General features: G+C 74.8%; 14 protein-coding genes. 6 read left to right on the top strand and 8 right to left on the bottom strand.

The features are described from left to right. Positions 1-74: 74 nt before the first annotated feature. The 4 genes from ACH34R_RS16100 to ACH34R_RS16085 all read left to right on the top strand — a co-directional run bounded on the left by ACH34R_RS16100 (position 75) and on the right by ACH34R_RS16085 (position 3313). Positions 75-857, top strand: coding sequence for an alpha/beta hydrolase (locus tag ACH34R_RS16100; protein ID WP_397562222.1), 783 nt, complete (start codon positions 75-77; stop codon positions 855-857). Further along, positions 850-1959, top strand: a complete 1110-nt coding sequence (locus tag ACH34R_RS16095; protein WP_397562221.1) for an acyltransferase — start codon at positions 850-852, stop codon at positions 1957-1959. The genes ACH34R_RS16100 and ACH34R_RS16095 overlap by 8 nt, the downstream gene beginning before the upstream one ends. 87 nt (positions 1960-2046) lie before the next feature. Further along, the gene (locus tag ACH34R_RS16090; RefSeq protein WP_397562220.1) at positions 2047-2682 is read left to right on the top strand and encodes a heme oxygenase (biliverdin-producing); all 636 of its coding nucleotides are present in this window, start codon (positions 2047-2049) and stop codon (positions 2680-2682) included. A gap of 34 nt (positions 2683-2716) precedes the next feature. Further along, on the top strand, positions 2717-3313 hold the full coding sequence (locus ACH34R_RS16085; RefSeq protein ID WP_397562219.1) for a TetR/AcrR family transcriptional regulator: 597 nt from the start codon (positions 2717-2719) through the stop codon (positions 3311-3313). Here ACH34R_RS16085 and ACH34R_RS16080 read toward each other — a convergent pair. The 5 genes from ACH34R_RS16080 to ACH34R_RS16060 are packed head-to-tail and all read right to left on the bottom strand — an operon-like array spanning position 3276 to position 7776. Further along, entirely contained in the window at positions 3276-3953 is a 678-nt protein-coding gene (locus ACH34R_RS16080; protein ID WP_397562218.1) for a hypothetical protein, read from the bottom strand. The genes ACH34R_RS16085 and ACH34R_RS16080 overlap by 38 nt on opposite strands. After that, positions 3944-5467 (bottom strand): hypothetical protein, encoded by a 1524-nt coding sequence (locus tag ACH34R_RS16075; RefSeq protein WP_397562217.1) that lies wholly within the window; start codon positions 5465-5467, stop codon positions 3944-3946. Before ACH34R_RS16075 ends, ACH34R_RS16080 begins: the two co-directional genes overlap by 10 nt. Positions 5468-5516: 49 nt before the next feature. After that, positions 5517-6365: an ATP-binding cassette domain-containing protein gene (locus ACH34R_RS16070; protein WP_397562216.1), complete on the bottom strand. Its 849-nt coding sequence runs from the start codon at positions 6363-6365 to the stop codon at positions 5517-5519. Next, positions 6362-7198 (bottom strand): zf-HC2 domain-containing protein, encoded by an 837-nt coding sequence (locus ACH34R_RS16065; RefSeq protein WP_397562215.1) that lies wholly within the window; start codon positions 7196-7198, stop codon positions 6362-6364. The genes ACH34R_RS16070 and ACH34R_RS16065 overlap by 4 nt, the downstream gene beginning before the upstream one ends. Beyond that, a complete protein-coding gene (locus ACH34R_RS16060) occupies positions 7195-7776 on the bottom strand; it encodes an RNA polymerase sigma factor (protein WP_397562455.1) in 582 nt (193 codons plus the stop codon). Before ACH34R_RS16060 ends, ACH34R_RS16065 begins: the two co-directional genes overlap by 4 nt. A gap of 125 nt (positions 7777-7901) precedes the next feature. On the opposite strand from ACH34R_RS16060, the gene ACH34R_RS16055 reads away from it, so the two are divergent. Continuing rightward, positions 7902-9410: an MFS transporter gene (locus ACH34R_RS16055; RefSeq protein ID WP_397562214.1), complete on the top strand. Its 1509-nt coding sequence runs from the start codon at positions 7902-7904 to the stop codon at positions 9408-9410. Here ACH34R_RS16055 and ACH34R_RS16050 read toward each other — a convergent pair. After that, positions 9385-10638: a cytochrome P450 gene (locus ACH34R_RS16050; RefSeq protein ID WP_397562213.1), complete on the bottom strand. Its 1254-nt coding sequence runs from the start codon at positions 10636-10638 to the stop codon at positions 9385-9387. The genes ACH34R_RS16055 and ACH34R_RS16050 overlap by 26 nt on opposite strands. Positions 10639-10740: 102 nt before the next feature. Here ACH34R_RS16050 and ACH34R_RS16045 point away from each other — a divergent pair, with 102 nt between their 5' ends. After that, positions 10741-12339, top strand: a complete 1599-nt coding sequence (locus tag ACH34R_RS16045) for an FG-GAP repeat protein (protein WP_397562212.1) — start codon at positions 10741-10743, stop codon at positions 12337-12339. Positions 12340-12418: 79 nt separating this feature from the next. Here ACH34R_RS16045 and ACH34R_RS16040 read toward each other — a convergent pair whose 3' ends face one another. Beyond that, positions 12419-13996, bottom strand: coding sequence for an alkaline phosphatase D family protein (locus ACH34R_RS16040; protein ID WP_397562211.1), 1578 nt, complete (start codon positions 13994-13996; stop codon positions 12419-12421). A 162-nt stretch (positions 13997-14158) separates the two neighbouring features. Continuing rightward, a complete protein-coding gene (locus ACH34R_RS16035; protein ID WP_397562210.1) occupies positions 14159-16876 on the bottom strand; it encodes a hypothetical protein in 2718 nt (905 codons plus the stop codon).

The following is a 16876-nucleotide window of genomic DNA, read 5'->3' as shown; positions in this document are numbered from 1 at the left end:
GGACGCGGATTACCCCGGCCCGTCCATAGCTTCCTGTCCTGATCATTCCCCAGGGAACAGGACAGGAGGCGCCGATGCTCCGGCGCGAACATGTCGTGCTGGCCGTCGCCGCGACCGCGGGGGCGGCGCTCGCCGGCCCCGTGTCCGCGCCCACGGCGGTGGCCCGGCCCGCCGTGCTCACCAAGGCGTACGGCGAGGCCCCCGGTACCGCGCGGAACGTGGCGGTGATCGTCCCGGGCGCGGACACCACCGCCCGCACCTTCGACGGCGGCAGGCGGGCGGTGTACAGCACGCCGGGGGGCGCGGCGCGGGCGCTGCTGGCCGAGGCGCGCACCCTCGCCCCGGAGGGCGGGCTGGCGGCGATCGCCTGGCTGGGCTACGCCTCCCCGCGGACCGTCAGCCTGGACGTGCTCACCGACACCGCGGCGAAGGCGGGCGTGGCGGCGCTGCGGCGCACGGTCGGCGAGGTGCGCGCCGCCAACCCGGCGGCCCGGATCGTGCTGCTGTGCCACAGCTACGGCTCGGTGCTGTGCGCGAAGGCCGTGCCCGGCCTGGGGGTGAGCGACCTGGTGGTGTACGGCAGCCCCGGGCTCGGCGCGGACTCGGCCGCCGATCTCGCGCTCGGCGGCACGCGCCTGTGGGCGGGGCTGGGCGGCGCGGACTGGATGCGCAACGTGCCCAAGTGCCGGCTCGGGCCGCTCGGCTTCGGCCCGGACCCGGCCGCGCCCGGCTTCGGCGCCACGGTGTTCGCGACCGGCCGGGCCACGCACAGCGAATACTTCAAGCCCGGCGGGGTCTCGCTGCGCAACCTGACGCTGATCGCGCTCGGGCGGACCGGCGAGGTGACCCATGCCTGACCGGATCGCCGGCTTCGCGGAAAAGATCGCCGCCGCCACCCCGGACACCCGCGACCGCGGCGTGGACGCGCTGCGCGCGCTCGCCATCGCGGGCGTGGTGCTCGGCCACTGGCTGGTCACCGCCTGGGCCACGGACCAGGCGGGCGCTCTGCGGATCGCCTCCCCGCTGACCGCCATGCCCGCGCTGGCCCCGATGTCGTGGGTGTTGCAGACGCTCGCGGTGTTCTTCTTCGTCGGCGGGTACTCGGCCGCGCGCGGCCTGCGGTCGGCCCGCGAGGGGTACCTGCCGTGGGCGCGCCGCCGCCTGGCCCGGCTGCTCGCGCCGGTGCTGCCGCTCGCGGTGTTCTGGGCGGTACTCGCCCTCGCGCTCACCTCGGCGGGGATCTCCCGGGGGACGCTGCGGTCCTTCGCGGTCTCGGCGCTGGGCCCGCTGTGGTTCCTCGCCGTGTTCACCGTGCTCACCCTGGCCACGCCGCTGCTCGCCCGGGTCCGGCCGGTCGCCGCGGCCGGGGGGATGGCCGGCGTGGTCGTGGCGGTGGACGTGGTCCGGTTCGGACTGGCGGGTCCCGCGTGGGCGGGGTGGGCGAACCTGGCCGCCGGATGGCTGGTGCCGTACCTGCTCGGGATGGCCTGGGCCGGGGGCGGGCTGGCCCGGCGCGGTACGGCGGTGGCCATGCTCACGGCCGGTGCGGCGGGCACGGCCCTGCTGATCGCCGCCTTCGGCTACCCCGCGAGCATGGTGGGCGTGACCGGGGCGGCGATCTCCAACCTGGGCCCGCCCTCGCTGGCCGGGGTGTGCTTCGGGATCGCCCAGACCGGGGCGGCACTGCTCGCCCACGGGCCGCTGACCCGGCTGGCGCGCCGGCCGCGCGTGTGGGCGGCGGTCGCGGTGGCGAACCTGTCGGCGATGCCGGTCTTCCTGTGGCATCAGACGGTGCTGGTCGTGGCCGCGGTGACGCTGCTGCCGTTCGGGCGGGCGGCCGGGCTGCTGGACGCGCCGGTCTCGGCGCAGTGGCTGCTGTGGCGCGCGGCGTGGCTGCCGTTGTTCGCCGCGGCGCTGGCGGCGGCCGTGCTGGCGCTGCGCGGACGGCGATTTTCATGACGTCGTGTCGTTTTCGTGTTGACGTGACGTCGCAATCATTGTGACACTGTGTCGGGAAAGGACCCGCACGATCGAGGAGCCACCCTGATGTCGTTCTATGCGGAGTTGCGCGAGGCCACGTGGGGCGAGCACGACGCGGTCGCGGGCCTGCCCTACATCAACGCCCTGCTCGACGGGCGGCTGCCCCGCGAGGCGTACGCGGCGATGGTCGCCCAGCACTACTTCGTCTACCAGGCCCTGGAGGGCGTCTCACAGGCGCTCGCCGACGACCCGATCGCGGCCCGCTTCGTCTTTCCCGAGCTGTACCGCCTCCAGGCCCTGACCCGTGACCTCACCGCGCTGCACGGCCCGGGCTGGCGCGACCTGATCGAGCCGGTCCCGGCCACCCGCGAGCTGGCCGGGCGGATCGAGCGGACCGCCGCCTGGCCGGGCGGCTACATCGCCCACCACTACACCCGCTACCTCGGCGACCTGTCGGGGGGGCAGGTCGTCAGGAGCAGGCTGCAGCGGATCTACGGCATCGAGCGCGGCGGCGGCGCCGACTTCTACATCTTCGACGAAATCCCCAGCCGCCCCCGGTTCAAGCAGGAGTACCGCCGCCGCCTGGACGCCCTGCCCATCGACGCCGGGGAGCGGGCGCGGATCATCGAGGAGACCCTGCTGGCCTACCGGCTCAACGGCGAACTGCTGGCAGGTCTCGGCCACCTCGCGCCCGCGGCCTGAGGCGTACCGACCGGCGCTGTGCGACGATTGTCAGATGCCCCGGATCTCGGCCGCCACGATCGGAGAACACCGCGCCCAGACGCGTGATCGCATCCTCGCGGCCGTCTCCCGGCTGACCAGGTCGCAGGGCATCGACGAGATCTCGATGACCGACGTCGCGGCCGAGGCCGGCATCACCCGCACCGCCCTGTACAACTACTTCCCCGACAAGGCGGCCCTGCTGCTGGCCTTCACCGAGCGGGTCACCGGCTACTTCATCGAGAGTTACGAGCGGGAGCTGCCGGCCGGGGCCTCGCCCGCCGAGCGGCTGCGCGCCTTCGTCCGGCTGCAACTCGACGGGCTGCTCGCCCACCCCCACCCCGGCCCCGCCGACCTGTCCGCGGCCCTGGGGCCCGACGCCTACCAGCGGCTGGCCGACCACGTGGCGCCGATGCAGGACATCCTGGTCGGCATCATCGAGAGCGGCACCGCCTCCGGCCACTTCCGCACCGGCCCCGCGCGGCAGACCGCCCGCATGATCCTCGCGCTGATCGGGGCCGAGCGGCTGCCGCTGCTCAGCGGCGAGGTGACCGTCGAGCAGGCCGAGGAGACGATCAGCGGGTTCGTGCTGCGGGCGCTCGCCACGCCCTGAGCCTCACCCGCCCGCCGCGCAGGTCACGGTGTGCGGCCAGCAGTACGCCCAGCGGCACCACCGTGGCCACCAGCCAGCGCTGGTGCACCGCGTCCCAGCTCGCCGCGCCGGGCAGCGGCCATGGCCACAGGTCGCCGGAGAGGAACAGCGAGGCGACGCCCAGCGCGCCGATCGTCGCCGCTCCCGCCAGCGCGGGGGGCCGGCCCCCGGCGTGCCGTACCGCGACCGCCGCCCCGGCAAGGCCGCACAGGGCGCACATCACCGCCTCGGCCGCCAGCCCGGCGACCGGGAGTGACGCGCCGTCCGCCAGCCGTACCGATGCCACCGCCACGACCACGCCCCAGCCGGCGGCCAGCACCGTGAGGATCAGCAGCGTGCGCAGCCACTGCCGCGCCCAGCGGGCCACCGGCACCGCGCCGGTGCTCGGCGTCATGGCGTCCACCAGCGCGAACCCGCCGGTGGAGGCGATCAGCAGCATGGCCGGGCGCAGTACGAGCACGGCGGTCGCCGGATCGAGGTCCCTGCCGGGATCGACCAGCGCGACGAGGGTCACCCCCAGCGGCACGGCCAGCGCGGGGGGCAGCCAGTCGATCGCGCGCACGAGCGGTCTCACCGCCTGGAACACGGTGCTCAGCCGCACGGCCGTCCCTCCGCTCGCGCGATGGGGAATTCCGCGCGCAGGCCGAGCACCGGCAGCGCCTCCTCCAGCGTCGTCCGAGGGTCCGTGAGCCTGTCCCATTCGGCCCAGATGCGCTGTTTGGCGTCCGGCACGGCGAGCAGCCGCCGGGCGTAGGACGACTCCGCCTCGCCGTAACGCACCCCGCCGAGCTGTGAGGCCGCGATCACGAGGCCCTCGCCGAGCGGGACGCGGACCTCCCCGGCGGGCAGCAACGGCTCCCGCTGACCGGCGAGCCACAGCGCCACGACGGTCCGGGCCTGGCCGTGGGCGGCGCACTCCCGGCCGGCCTCGGCGGCCCACCGTTCTCCCGGTGTCCCTTCGCGCAGCCCGGTGACGGTCGCCGCGATGAGCCCGGCCAGGTACGGCCGCGGCGTCTCGGCCGCGCCCGGGCGCGGCAGCATGCCCCAGACGCGCGCGGTGGGCCTCGCGTCGTCTCGGGTGTCCGGGCGGGCCGGCGTCTCCTGGCGGATCAGCGGGATCGCGTTCTTGGCCTGCGGCGGTACGGCCGCGGCGACCGGCTGGGCCACCTTCCGCCATTCCGGAATCCACGCCTGGTAGTCCGGGAAGGCGCACACGGTCACCGCGCCGCCCTCGCGGCACACCTGGGCGGCGTGGTCGTAACCGGGCGGGGCGGGCAGGTCCGGCGGGTACGTCTCCCACGGCGACGGAGGGGCGTCCCGCAGTACCACGCCCCCGGCGGCCACCGCGACCGCCAGCGCCGCCGTCCCGGCGACCACGGGGACCGGCCGCACCCCGTGCCGCAGCACGCCGAGGACGCCGATCACCACGACCACGGCGGCCAGGTAGACCGCGTGCGCCTGCGACGGGCGCTGCCCCCACTCCGGGCCGGGGACCGCGACCATCGGCGCGAGCCACCCGCCCTTCCAGAGGGCGATGTTGAAAAAGGACAGATAGCCCAGAACGGCGAGCGCCAGCGGTCCGGCGATCAGCGAGGGCACCCAGCGCCCGACCGCCACGCCCGCCACCGCGAACAGCGCGGTCGCGGCGATCCCGCCGAGCACCTCGTACACGTCGAACCGGCCCGCGACGGGCCGCGCGAGGATCGCCCTGGCCAGCAGATGGACCCCGAGGGTGAGCCCGGTGACCGCCGCGCCGGTCCCGGCGGCGGCGACGGTCACCGCCAGCGTCCGCTGCCGCGCCGTGCCGGGCAGCGCGCCCAGCGACTCCGGCAGCCCGCGCCTGCGGTCCCGCGTCGCGGCCAGGTTGGCCAGGATCAGCGTCGTGGCCGCGATGAGCAGGGCGGCGTAGGCGCTGTCGATCGTCTCCACCGACATGTCCGCCAGCCAGTTCCAGGTATTGAACGTGCGAAGGCCCAGTACGGCCAGCGCCGCCGCCCACAGCACCGGGCTGCGCAGCAGCCGCAGGGCCTCGAAGCGGAGCAGCGCCGCGAAGACCCCACCGGCCCGTACCGGCCCGCCCACGGCGGCGGGCACGCCCGCCTGTGCCACGGTCATCACGCCACCACTCCTGCACGTGCCCGGAGCACCGGCCTGGGCATCGCCCTCATGCGGCCACCTCCGCGGGTTCGCCGAGGAGCAGGAGGTACCCGTCCTCCACGGTGGGATCGGCGGGGACCGCGCCGGGCGGCGGATCGCCCAGTGAGCGGTAGCGGCCGTCGGCGGTGCGCCAGAACAGCCTGCTGCCGCCGCCGGGCGGCGTCTGCGACAGCCAGACCTGGCCCTTCGCCGCCGCGGCGATGTCCTGCGGGGCGCCCTGGAAGATCACCCGGCCGCGGTGCTGCACCACGACCAGTTCGCACAGCGCGGCGACGTCCTCGGTCTGGTGGGTGGACAGCAGCACCGTCCGGCCCTCCCCCAGCCGGGACACCAGGGCGCGAAAACGCATCCGCTGCTCGGGGTCGAGCCCGACCGTGGGCTCGTCCAGGATCAGTACGTCCGGGTCGCCGAGCAGCGCCTGGGCGAAGGCCAGGCGCTGGCGCATCCCGCCGGACAGCTTGCGGACCTTGACCTGGGAGCGGTCGCCGAGGTCCACCTCGGCCAGGACCCGCCGCACCTCCCGGTGACGGACCCTCCTGTCGGTGATCTCCTTCAGGATCGCCACGTAGTCCACCAGCTCGAAGGCGGTGAAGTGCGGGTAGTAGCCGGGGTCCTGCGGCAGGTACCCCAGGTGGCGGCGTATCTCGGTGCGCTGCACACGGTCGGCGGGGTCGTTGCCGAGCACCCGGATCTCGCCGCCGTCCGGGGCCAGGGTGGTCGCCAGGCAGCGCAGCAGGGTCGTCTTGCCCGCCCCGTTCGGACCGAGCAGGCCGGTGACACCCGGCCCGATGGCCAGGTCGATGCCCTCCAGCACCTTGCTCCTGCCGTACTCCTTGGTCAGAGCGCGTACGCTCACTGTCGCACCCAACTGATCTCTCCCGAACTCAGGCGGCGGTGCCGCGCGTAGCCGAATGCGAAAAGGACCGCGGCGATGCCGTACAGGGCCTGCGCCGCGGGGGTGAAGGGGAGGAAGCGGTCGCCGCCCGCGACCACCATCGGGACCACCGCGCCGAGCCAGAGCGCGCCGGGCAGCCCGGCGGCCAGTGCCGTCGGCAACCTGGCCGACAGCAGCAGGGTGGCGGCGCTCAGCGCCAGCGCGGGCAACAGCCAGGCGGTGGCCTGGCCGGGAGTGCCGGGGAGCAGCGGCGTCGCCGCGCCGGTCATCGCGACCGCGGTGACCAGCACCGCGCCCGCCCGGATGAACAGCAGCCTCGGGCCCGCCATCGGGGTGGCCGCCTGAAGCTCGTGGACCGGGTCGACGTGCCTGCCGTACGCCAGGGCGATCCCGGCGACCGGGACGACGGGGGCCGCCACCAGGAACACCAGCAGCACCGCAGGACCGGCGGGCTCGACCCTGCCCGCGGCGACGCCGAGCGCCAGCACGATCGCCACCGCGGTCAGCCACGCTCTGGACAGCGCCGGTGTGGCGGTGAGCAGCCTGGCCAGGTGCTCGGGTACGCCCACCGCGCCCAGCAGCCGCTCGGCCGCGCGCGGCCGGGGCCGGTCCACCTCGTCCAGCAGCCGGTCCCAGCCACCGGCCAGCCACTCCTCGTCGTACGGGACGCCCGCGCGGCAGTGGGCGCACCCGCCCATGTGGGCCTCCACCGACATCACCAGCGCCGGGTCCAGGCGGCCCGCGGCGTAGCGCTCCATCAGGTCCGGCGGTACGTGCCAGTCCGCGCCTGTCATGCGAGTTCCTCCCTCAGCCGGGCCTTGGCCCGCCGGACGCGGGTCTTGACGGTTCCCTCGGGCACCCCGAGCAGGCCGGCCGCCTCCCTGGTGGTGAGCCCGTCCAGCACGGTGGCCTGCAAGGCCGCCCGCAGTTCGGGCGACAGGCGGGCGATGGCGGCGCCGAGGTCCCCGTGCTCGATACCGAGCAGCACCACCTCCTCTGCGGAAGCGGCGGCCCGGTGGCCCTCGCCCGGTTCCTGGCCCGAGCCGATCCAGCGGTGCCCGCGCCCGCGCAGCACCGAGATCAGCCTGCGGATCGCGATGGTCCAGATCCACGCCGCCGCGTCGCCGCCCTCCCCGGCCGGGCGGTACCTGCCCGCAGCGCCCCGCCAGATGGCGACGAAGGTGTCCTGAAGGGCGTCGTCGACCACATCGGCGTCGGCGCAGCGGCGGGACAGGCGTACCCGGAGCCAGGGCGCGTGCCTGCGGTGCAGCACGCGCAGCGCCTCCATCTGCCCGGCGGCCACGGCCGCCAGCAGGTCGCCGTCGTCGCTGCCGGGGCCCACCGGGGGCGGCTCCCGCCGCCTGCGGAACATTCTCTGCACGTTCCGGTTATCGCACGGCGAGGCCGTCACGGTTTTCGGGAGGCGCGCGGAGGGCACAGGTTTCGGACGGACCCCCGTCTGGAATGCAGACGTGCCCCAAGAGCGATGATGGCGGTATGAGCGAGCGAGAGACGGGCGACGGACACCTTCGCCTGGGCACGGCCGCGGGCCGCTGGGTGCTGTTCACCACGGTCCTGGCCTCGGGGATGGCGCTGCTCGACGGCACGGTGGTCAACGTGGCGCTGCCCGCGCTCGGGCGGGCCCTCGGGGCCGACATGGCGGGCCTGCAGTGGACGGTCAACGCCTACACCCTCACCCTCGCCGGTCTCATCCTGCTCGGCGGCTCGCTCGGCGACCGGTACGGCAGGCGCAAGATCTTCCTCATCGGCGTCGTCTGGTTCGCGCTGGCCTCGGCCGCGTGCGGGATCGCCCCGAACATCGAGGTCCTGGTGCTCGCGCGGGCCCTGCAGGGCGTCGGCGGCGCGCTGCTCACGCCGGGGTCGCTGGCGATCATCCAGGCGTCCTTCGCCAGGGGCGACCGGCCGCGCGCGGTGGGCGCGTGGTCCGGGCTCGGCGGCGTGGCGGCGGCGGTGGGGCCGTTGCTCGGCGGCTGGCTGGTGGAGACGGCGGGCTGGCGCTGGGTGTTCCTGATCAACCTGCCGGTGGCGGCGGCCGTGCTCGTGGTGGCGGTACGGCATGTGCCCGAGACCCGCGACACCTCCGCCGACGGCCGCTTCGACGTGCTGGGCGCGGCGCTCGCCGCGCTGGCCCTGGCCGGGGTGACCTATGGGCTGATCGAGCCGGACACGGGCAGGCTCTCGCTGGTGGCCGGCGTGGCGCTGGGCGCGGCGTTCGTCTGGCTGGAGATCCGCCGCTCGCCGCGCGCGCTGGTGCCGGTGGGGATCTTCGCCTCCCGGGTGTTCACCTCGATCAACCTGGTGACGCTGGTGATGTACGCGGCGCTCAGCGTGGTGATGTTCCTGCTGGTGGTGCAGCTCCAGGTGTCCGCGGGGTTCTCCCCGATCGCCGCGGGCACCTCCATGTTGCCGCTGACCGTGCTGATGCTGCTGCTGTCCGCGCCCGCGGGCGAGCTGGCCAAGCGGATCGGGCCGCGCGCGCCGATGACCGCGGGCATCCTGGCCTGCGCCGGGGCGCTGGCGATGATGAGCACCATCGGGCCGGGGACGTCGTACTGGCGGGACGTGCTGCCCGCCGTCACGCTGTTCGGCCTCGGGCTGTCGGCCACGGTCGCGCCGCTGACCGCGACGGTGCTGGCCTCGGCCGAGGAGCGGTACGCGGGAGTGGCCAGCGGGATCAACAACGCGGTGGCGCGGACCGGCGGGCTGCTGGCCGTGGCCGCCCTCCCGCCCCTGGCCGGGCTCACCGGGGCCGCCTACACCGACCCCGCCCGGTTCACCGCGGGGTTCCACACGACCATGCTGGTCTCCGCCGGGCTGATGGCCGCCGCGGGCCTGATCACCTTCGTGGCGATCCGCGGCAACGTACTGGCCGATCCGGCGGCGCCCGAGCCCGAGCGGCACACGCACTGCGCGATCGACGCGCCGCCGCTGGAGGAGGAGTGCGAGTCGCGCCCAGCGGCTAGAAGGCGAACCCCTGGGACCTGACGCTGTTGTCGAAGTTGGACAGCAGCAGCTCGGGCTCGCCGGCCGCGCGCAGGCCGGGCAGGCGGGTCAGCAGCTCGCGGAACATCGTCCTGATCTCCTGCCTGGCCAGGTTGGCGCCCAGGCAGAAGTGCGGGCCGGGGCCGCCGAAGCCGACGTGCGGATTGGGCTTGCGGGTGATGTCGAACCGGTCGGGGTCGGGAAAGACGGTCTCGTCGCGGTTGGCCGAACCGTAGAAGAGCACGACCTTGTCGCCCGGCTTCAGGTGCAGGCCGCGCAGGTCGTAGTCCTGGGTCACGGTACGCCGGAACTGCATGATCGGGGACACGTGGCGGACCATCTCCTCGATGGCCCCGCCGATGCGGGCGTCGAAGTCGGCGGCCAGCAGCTCGCGCTGCTCAGGGTGGTCGGTGAGCAGCTTGATGCCGTGCGCCATGGTGTTGCGCGCGGTCTCGTTGCCCGCCACCAGCAGCAGCGCGAAGAAGGACCCCAGCTCCCGCCAGGTCAGCCGCTCGCCGTCGACGTTGGCCGTGACCAGGGCGGAGACCAGGTCGCCCGCGGGCGCGGCGGCGCGCTCCCGGCCCAGCCTGATCACCAGCCGTTGCAGCGCGAGCAGGGCGAACATGTTGCGCCCGGCCATCCGGGCCGAGCGCAGCAGGCTGGGGCGCACGCCGGTGTAGGCGGTGGAGACGTCCACGTGGTCGTGGACCTTGGCCCGCATGTCGCCGGGGATGCCCATCATGTCGCAGATGACGTGGATCGGGAGCCTGGCGGCGACCTGGGCGACGAAGTCACGCGGGCCCTCGGCGATGACGTCGTCCACGATGCGCGCGGCGGCCCGGTCGATGTCGCCTTGCAGGCCGGCGAGCATCTTCGGGCTGAACGCCCGTGAGACGATCCGCCGCAGCCGGGCGTGCCGGGGGTCGTCCATGTTCACCATGGACTCGCCGAAGACGTGTTTGACCCAGCCGGGCGGCTCGGGGTTGGTGACGGCGGGCTCGCTGGAGAACACCTTCGCGTTGCGCGACGCCTCGACCACGTCGCCGTGCCTGACCAGCGCGTAGAACCCCGCGCCGGAACGCAGCAGCGGCACCCGGCGCTCGGCGAAGAACACGGGGTGGTCCAGTTGCCGCAGCCGGGCGAACGCCTCGTGCCGGGCGGCGGGCGGCCTGCGCCAGAAGGCCAGATCGGCCAGATCGGCCGAGGGGGCAACCGCTGTCGTCATTGTCATATCCTGACACGTCAGCTCCGTGCCATGACACGACCCCGGACCGTCACGGGGATTTCATATGGCCGTGGGCCGGGTGTCCGGTTTCCCGGAAACCATCGTGGCATGAGCCTCCCGAGAGCCGCAGCGGCGGACGCAGGAGTACGGGCGGCCTCGCCCGCCCCACCGAAACGCCCCGGACGGCGGCGTCCCCTGGGCCGAGCGGCCCGGCCCGCGGCGAAGGCGACGATGACCGCCCTGCTGGCCTTCGCGGCGGCGGCCACCCTCGGCATCTCCCCCGCCACCTCGCATACGGCCGCCGCGGCGGCGTGCCGGCCGGGTGTGGGGCCGGGGGCGTCCGACTTCGATGGGGATGGGCGGGCCGACCTGGCAGTGGCCGCGCCGTACGCGGCGGCCGGCGGGAAGGCGCGGGCGGGTTCGGTACGGGTGCTGTACGGCATGCGCAGGCCCGCGGACCTCACCCAGGGCCCCGGCGAGGCCGAACTCGGCGACGCGTTCGGCTCGGCGCTCACCACCGGCGACTTCGACGGCGACTCCTGCACCGATCTGGCGGTGGGGGCGTCGGAGGAGTTCGCGGGCACCCGTCGTCCCGGCGCGGACGGCAACGGCGTCGTGCGGATCTACCACGGCTCCCCCGGCGGCCTGCGCCCCGGCGCGGAGATCGACATCACCGACCTGGGCGGCAGGCGCGGCAGCGACCGGTTCGGCGCCGCCCTGGCCGCGGGCGACCTGGACGGCGACGGCGACGACGAACTCGTCATCGGCGCGCCCGGGCACGGCACCGGCGGCGCGGCCGGGATCTACGGGATGAAGGGCCGCCGGCCGTACCTGTTCACCCAGAAGACCCGCTGGGTCGGCCAGCGGGCGCTGCCCACCGACCAGTTCGGCGCGGCCGTGGCCACCGGCGACTTCGACGGCGACGGCAAGGCCGAGGCGGTGGTCGGCGCGCCGGGCGACACCGTGCGCAAGGACGGCCAGGGCTCGGTCACCGTGGTCGACCCGCGGCGGCGGCGCGCCACCCTGCTCACCCAGAGCAGCCCCGGCATCGTCGGCGCGGCCGAGAAGTGGGACGGCTTCGGCGCCGCGCTCGCCGCCGCCGACTTCGACGCCGACGGCCGCGACGACCTCGCGATCGGGGTGCCCGGCGAGGGTCTGACCGGCAACCAGCGGGCGATGGACTACGGCGACGGGACCGTGCACACGGTCTACGGCTCGCCCTCCGGCCTGCGCACCGCGCGCTCGGAGTCGTGGTCGCAGAACACCCTCACGGGCAAGCCCCGCTACTACGACCGGTTCGGCGCGGCGCTCGCCGCCGCCGACCTCAACGGCGACGGAGACGCCGAGCTGGCGATCGGCGTCCCGGGCGAGAACGCCGTCCAGGTCCTGGCCGGCACCCGCTCCGGCGGCCTGACCAAGATCGGCAACGTGCTGATCCCCGGCCCCAAGGGCGGTTTCGGATCGGCGCTGGCCACCGTCCCGACCGGCGCACGGGTACGCGCGGCGTCCGCCCGGCACGTGCCGTACGACCTCGTGGTGGCCTCCCCGGGCACCGGGCGGCTCACCTTGGTCCGCGGCGGCCTCAAGTCGTCCGCGAGCGGGGCGGTCACCGGGGTGCGCCCCGGCCGGACCGGACGGCTGCCCGCCAGCGCCTCCCGCGACCTGTACGGCTACACGATGGCCGCGGGAGCGCAGCGCGGTCGCTAGGCTGAAGGCATGATGTCGGGATCGAAGCAGCGGATCGTCATTCTGGTGCTGATCGTCGCGCTGGTCGCGACGAGCGGCCTCAGCGTGGTCCTGTCCTGGCTGTCCGGCTGACCCCTGCCGCTCCCGCCAGGGCCGGGCCCCCGGCCTGGCCCGCGGGCACGGTCACGGTGTGCGTGGTCTTCGCCGGGGCGCCGCGCCGGGAGACGTACTCCAGGGTCCGGAAGTCCGCGCGCAGTTCGTCGGCCGCCAGGCGGCAGACGATGTAGCCGCGCCGCTGGTCCAGGTAGGAGATGTGCGGGTTCTCCGCCACGATCTCCTCCACCCGCGCCTGGTCGCGGTATCCGTCGCCGTCGCTGGTGACGCTGGAGGTGACCAGTTCCACGCCGACCTTGGGCGAGTCCGGGTCGTCGAGGTCGATCCGCAGGTCGGCGGCGTGGTGCATGTGGGCGTCGCCGGTGAGCACGACCGGGTTGCCCGCGCCGGAGTCGCGCAGCGCGGTGAGCAGCCGGGTGCGCTCGGCGGCGTAGCCGTCCCAGGAGTCCATGCTGACCTCGCGGCCGGGTCCCTGCCGCCAGTCGCGCTGCGCCATCAGGATCTGCTGGCCGATCAGGTTCCACCGGGCCGGGGAGCGGTGCAGGCCGTCCAGCAGCCAGTCCCGCTGGTCGGCGCCGAGCAGGGTACGACCGGCGTCCAGCCGTTCGTCGCAGCCGGACCGCAGGCCGTCGGCGCACGCCTGGTCGTCGCGGAACTGCCGGGTGTCCAGCAGGTGGAAACGGGCCGCGCGGCCCCAGTCCACCCGGCGGTGCACGCGGATCGACGCCCCGCCGGTGACGCTGGTACGTCGCAGCGGCATGTTCTCGTAGTACGCGCGGAACGCGGCGGCCTTGCGCCGGGCGAACACCGGATCGGCGGTGCTCGACACCTCGGCCGCCCAGTTGTTCTCAAGTTCGTGGTCGTCGAAGGCGACCAGCCAGGGCGCCACGGCGTGCGCCCGCTGCAGGTCGGGGTCGCTCTTGTACTGCGCGTGCCGCATCCGGTAGTCGGCCAGGGTGCGGCAGGTGCCCTCGGTGTGCCGGCGGACCCTGCCCTCGATCGCCTTGTAGCCGTCCGGCGCGTACTCGTACATGTAGTCGCCGAGGTGGACCACCAGGTCGGGGTCCTGCTCGGCGAGGCGGCGGTAGGCGGTGTAGTAGCCGTGCTCGTAGTGCGCGCACGCGGCCACCGCGAAGGTGAACGCCGTGGTCTCCCCCGCCGGGGAGGTCCTGGTACGGCCGGCCGGCGACGTGTGGCGGCCGGCCTTGAACCGGTAGAAGTACTCCCGGCCGGGCTCCAGCCCGGACAGTTCGACGTGGACGCTGTGCCCCCGGTCTGCGGCGGCGGTCTCGGCCCCCGAGCGCACCACCTTGGAAAACCGCTCGTCGGTGGCGACCTGCCAGGCCACCTCGACGTCACGGCCCGGCATCCCGCCGAGGCCGCCGCCGCCCAGCGGATCGAGGGCGAGCCGGGTCCACAGCACGAACCCGTCCTTGGCGGGGTCGCCGGAGGCGACGCCGAGTGTGAAGGGGTCGCCGGCAAGGGCGCGTGAGCGGGCCGCCGCGGGCGTGGCCACCGCGGCGGGGACCACCAGGCCGCCCGTCATGGCGGCGGTCGCGGTCATGAACACTCTGCGTGATGGGTTCGGCTCCACGCTCCCAGTGCAGAAGATCCGATTAGCCCCGTTGTGACCTGCGCTGCACACCAAAGTGAACAACCGTTGCACAAGCAAGCGGATTACCCAGGTGGCTGAACGCCGCGCCAACACCAGGCGGCGATCCGGCCGCTATCGGGCGACCTCCGGCTCATCGTCCTCGTCCTCGTCGCTGGGGTCGCGGTAGATGGACGCCAAGATCTCAGCGGCCTTCTCCGCGGCCTCGTGCGCGCCGATCGAACGGAATCCCGCGATGGCCTCCTTACAGCGTTCCCGGGCCAGGCCCGGCACGCCCAGCCAGTCCAGCGCCTCGGCCTCCGCACAGCCGATCCGGCAGGTCTCCCATACGACGTCGGGGTCGGCGGGGGGCAGGCCGGCCAGCGCGTCGCGGGCCGCGGCGAAGATCTCCATCGCCTCCTCCTCGCGGTCGAGCTTGTAGACGGCCGTTCCGTGGTGGCGCAGCAGCCGGGCGGTGCGCAGCGGGTCGCCGTCGTCGAGGCCGGCCGCCCTGGCGTAGGTGCCGGCCGCCTCCTCGTGCCTGGACAGCCGCATCAGCAGGTCACCGGCCGCCTCGGCGGCGGACGCCGCCTCCGCCCGGCGGCCGGTGGCCAGCAGCCCGGCCTCGACCTCCCGGTAGTCGGCCAGCACCGCCTCCAGGTCGCCCGGCTCGGCGAGGTCGCGCTGCGCGTCGGCGCGGACCCACCGGGCGGCGAGCCGTTCGTCGGCGAGCTGCTCCGGCAGCATGGCCAGCGCCTCCTCGGCGGCCTCGGCCGCGTCCAGCGGGCGGCCGGTGGCCAGATAGGCGCGGCACAGATCGACCCGCACCATCGCGGCCTGCTCGTTCGCGCCGACGGAGGTGAGCGAGGCCACGGCCTCGATCAGGTCGTCGGCGGCCTCGGCGGCACGGCCCAGCGCCAGCACCGCCTCCCCCCTGCCCGCGTACGCGAACGCGCGCAGCGCGGTATCGGCCCGGGGCGCGACCGCCAGCGCCTCCCCGTACGCCTGAACCACCTCGCCCAACGCCTCGTCTTCCCCTGTCTGTCCAAGGGCCCCGGCCTGGTCGCGCAGGAGGCGGGCGTGCAGGAGGCAGGCGGTGGCCAGGCGGATGCCGCCGGTGGCGCGCAGGGCGTTTCGGGCGCGGGCGGCGGTCGCCGTGGCGGTGTCCAGAGCGGTGGGGTCATCGGCCAGGATCTCGGCCAGCCGCAGCAACGGCCGGCCGGGGTCTTCGGACCGCTCGGCGGTGCTCTCCAGCAGCCGCACGGCGTCGTCCGGGCGGCCCGCCTCGTGGTAGGTCTGCGCCAGGCGGACGGCCGCCGCCGTGCGCTGCGCCGCGGTGCCGTGGGCGTCCAGGTACGCGGCGGACTCCTCGGCCGCGGCCACCCAGTCGCCCTCGTCGCCCAGCGTCGCCCGCAGCAGGGCCAGGCGGCTCAGCGCCGCCTGGCGGCGAAGCTCGTCACCGGCGCGGGCGTACCCCAGCACGGCCCGCTCCCACTCGGCGATCGTCTCCCGGGGCCGGTCCTTCCCCGCCGCGAAGCCGCGCCCCTCGTCCCGGCGCGCTCGCTGGACCTCCGAGAGCCCCGCGCCGCCCGCCTCGCCGTACAGCTCGTCGAATCGCGCCCAGGTGGCCAGCGCGGCGCGGAAGTCGGCGTGATCCCAGGAGCGTTCGGCCAGGTCGAGCAGGGTGTCCGGGGTGGTCTCCGCAGGCTCGGGGAACTTGGGCCGCACCGGCGCGGGGGCCGGGACGCGCCGCGCGTGCGGGGTGAGCGGCAGGTGCTCCACCAGCGGCTCGGCCGCCATGGTCTCCTCCACCCGCCGGGACTGCTCGTCCGTGCCGTTGCGCGCGTCGAACCTCGCGGCCAGCTCACGGGCGGTGGCCTCCATCCGCGGGCGCAGCGCGCTCGCGGTGGTCTCCTCGCCCGGCCGCCGGATCACCGTGTCGCCGTGCCCGATCTCCTCCAGCCTGCGCAGCAGCAGCCCCGCCGCCGAGGCGAACCGCATCGCCGCGCGCGGGCTGGCGGCCCGGTCCAGCAGCGGCGACTCGCGCTGCAGGATCTCCAGGCCGCGCGCCTCGTTGCCGGTCAGCGCGCAGAACTCGATGTGGTCGCCGAAGTCGTCCACGTAGTTGGCGTCGCCGGCCACGATCCGGTAGGCCCGCCGGTGCGCGCCCGCCGCCTCCCGCAACCGCCCGGTGCGCAGGTACGGCACCAGCAGCCTGGCCAAGATGCCCTGCGGCTGCACGTGGCAGGTCAGCTCGCCCGCGACGACGGGCGCGGCCAGCTCGACCGCCTCCTCGTCGCGTCCCAGCCACGCCAGGTGCCACACCTTGCCGCTCGGGTCGCACCCCTCGCAGTCGGACAGGGAGTCGCGCGGTGTCGTCCGCCACCGGTGGAACCACTCGTCGGCCGCCTCCTTGTCGCCCAGGTGCTGGGCCAGGTAGCAGCGCTGGGCGTACACGGCGTGCAGCCCGGCCCCCGCCTTCTGGTACCTGCTCTCCATCTCGGTGAGCGCGTCCTGGGCGCGCCGCAGCGGCACCTCCGGGAAGCGGATCATGGAACTGGTGATCCACTTGAACTGCCAGAGCAGGTAGTGGGTCTCCCACTCGCCGAACCTGCCGGGCTCGGCGTCGTACTCGGCCAGGCAGCGGGTGAAGGTCGCGAAGGACTTGGCGGGCTCGGCCCCGTGCTGGTAGGCGGACGTGAGGTCCAGCCGTACCTGAAGGGCGAGGTCGCGGTCGCGCAGCGCCTCGGCCAGCCCGAGCGCCCGCTCCAGCACCGCGGTCTTGGCCTGCCCGTACGGCGTGCCCGCGGCGCGCTGGATCAGTTCGTGAACCTCGTCGGCTCCGCCTGCCAT

The organism is Spongiactinospora sp. 9N601 (genome assembly GCF_044326295.1).
Classification (GTDB): domain Bacteria; phylum Actinomycetota; class Actinomycetes; order Streptosporangiales; family Streptosporangiaceae; genus Spongiactinospora; species Spongiactinospora gelatinilytica.
This window is presented reverse-complemented; position numbering and strand designations above follow the sequence as displayed.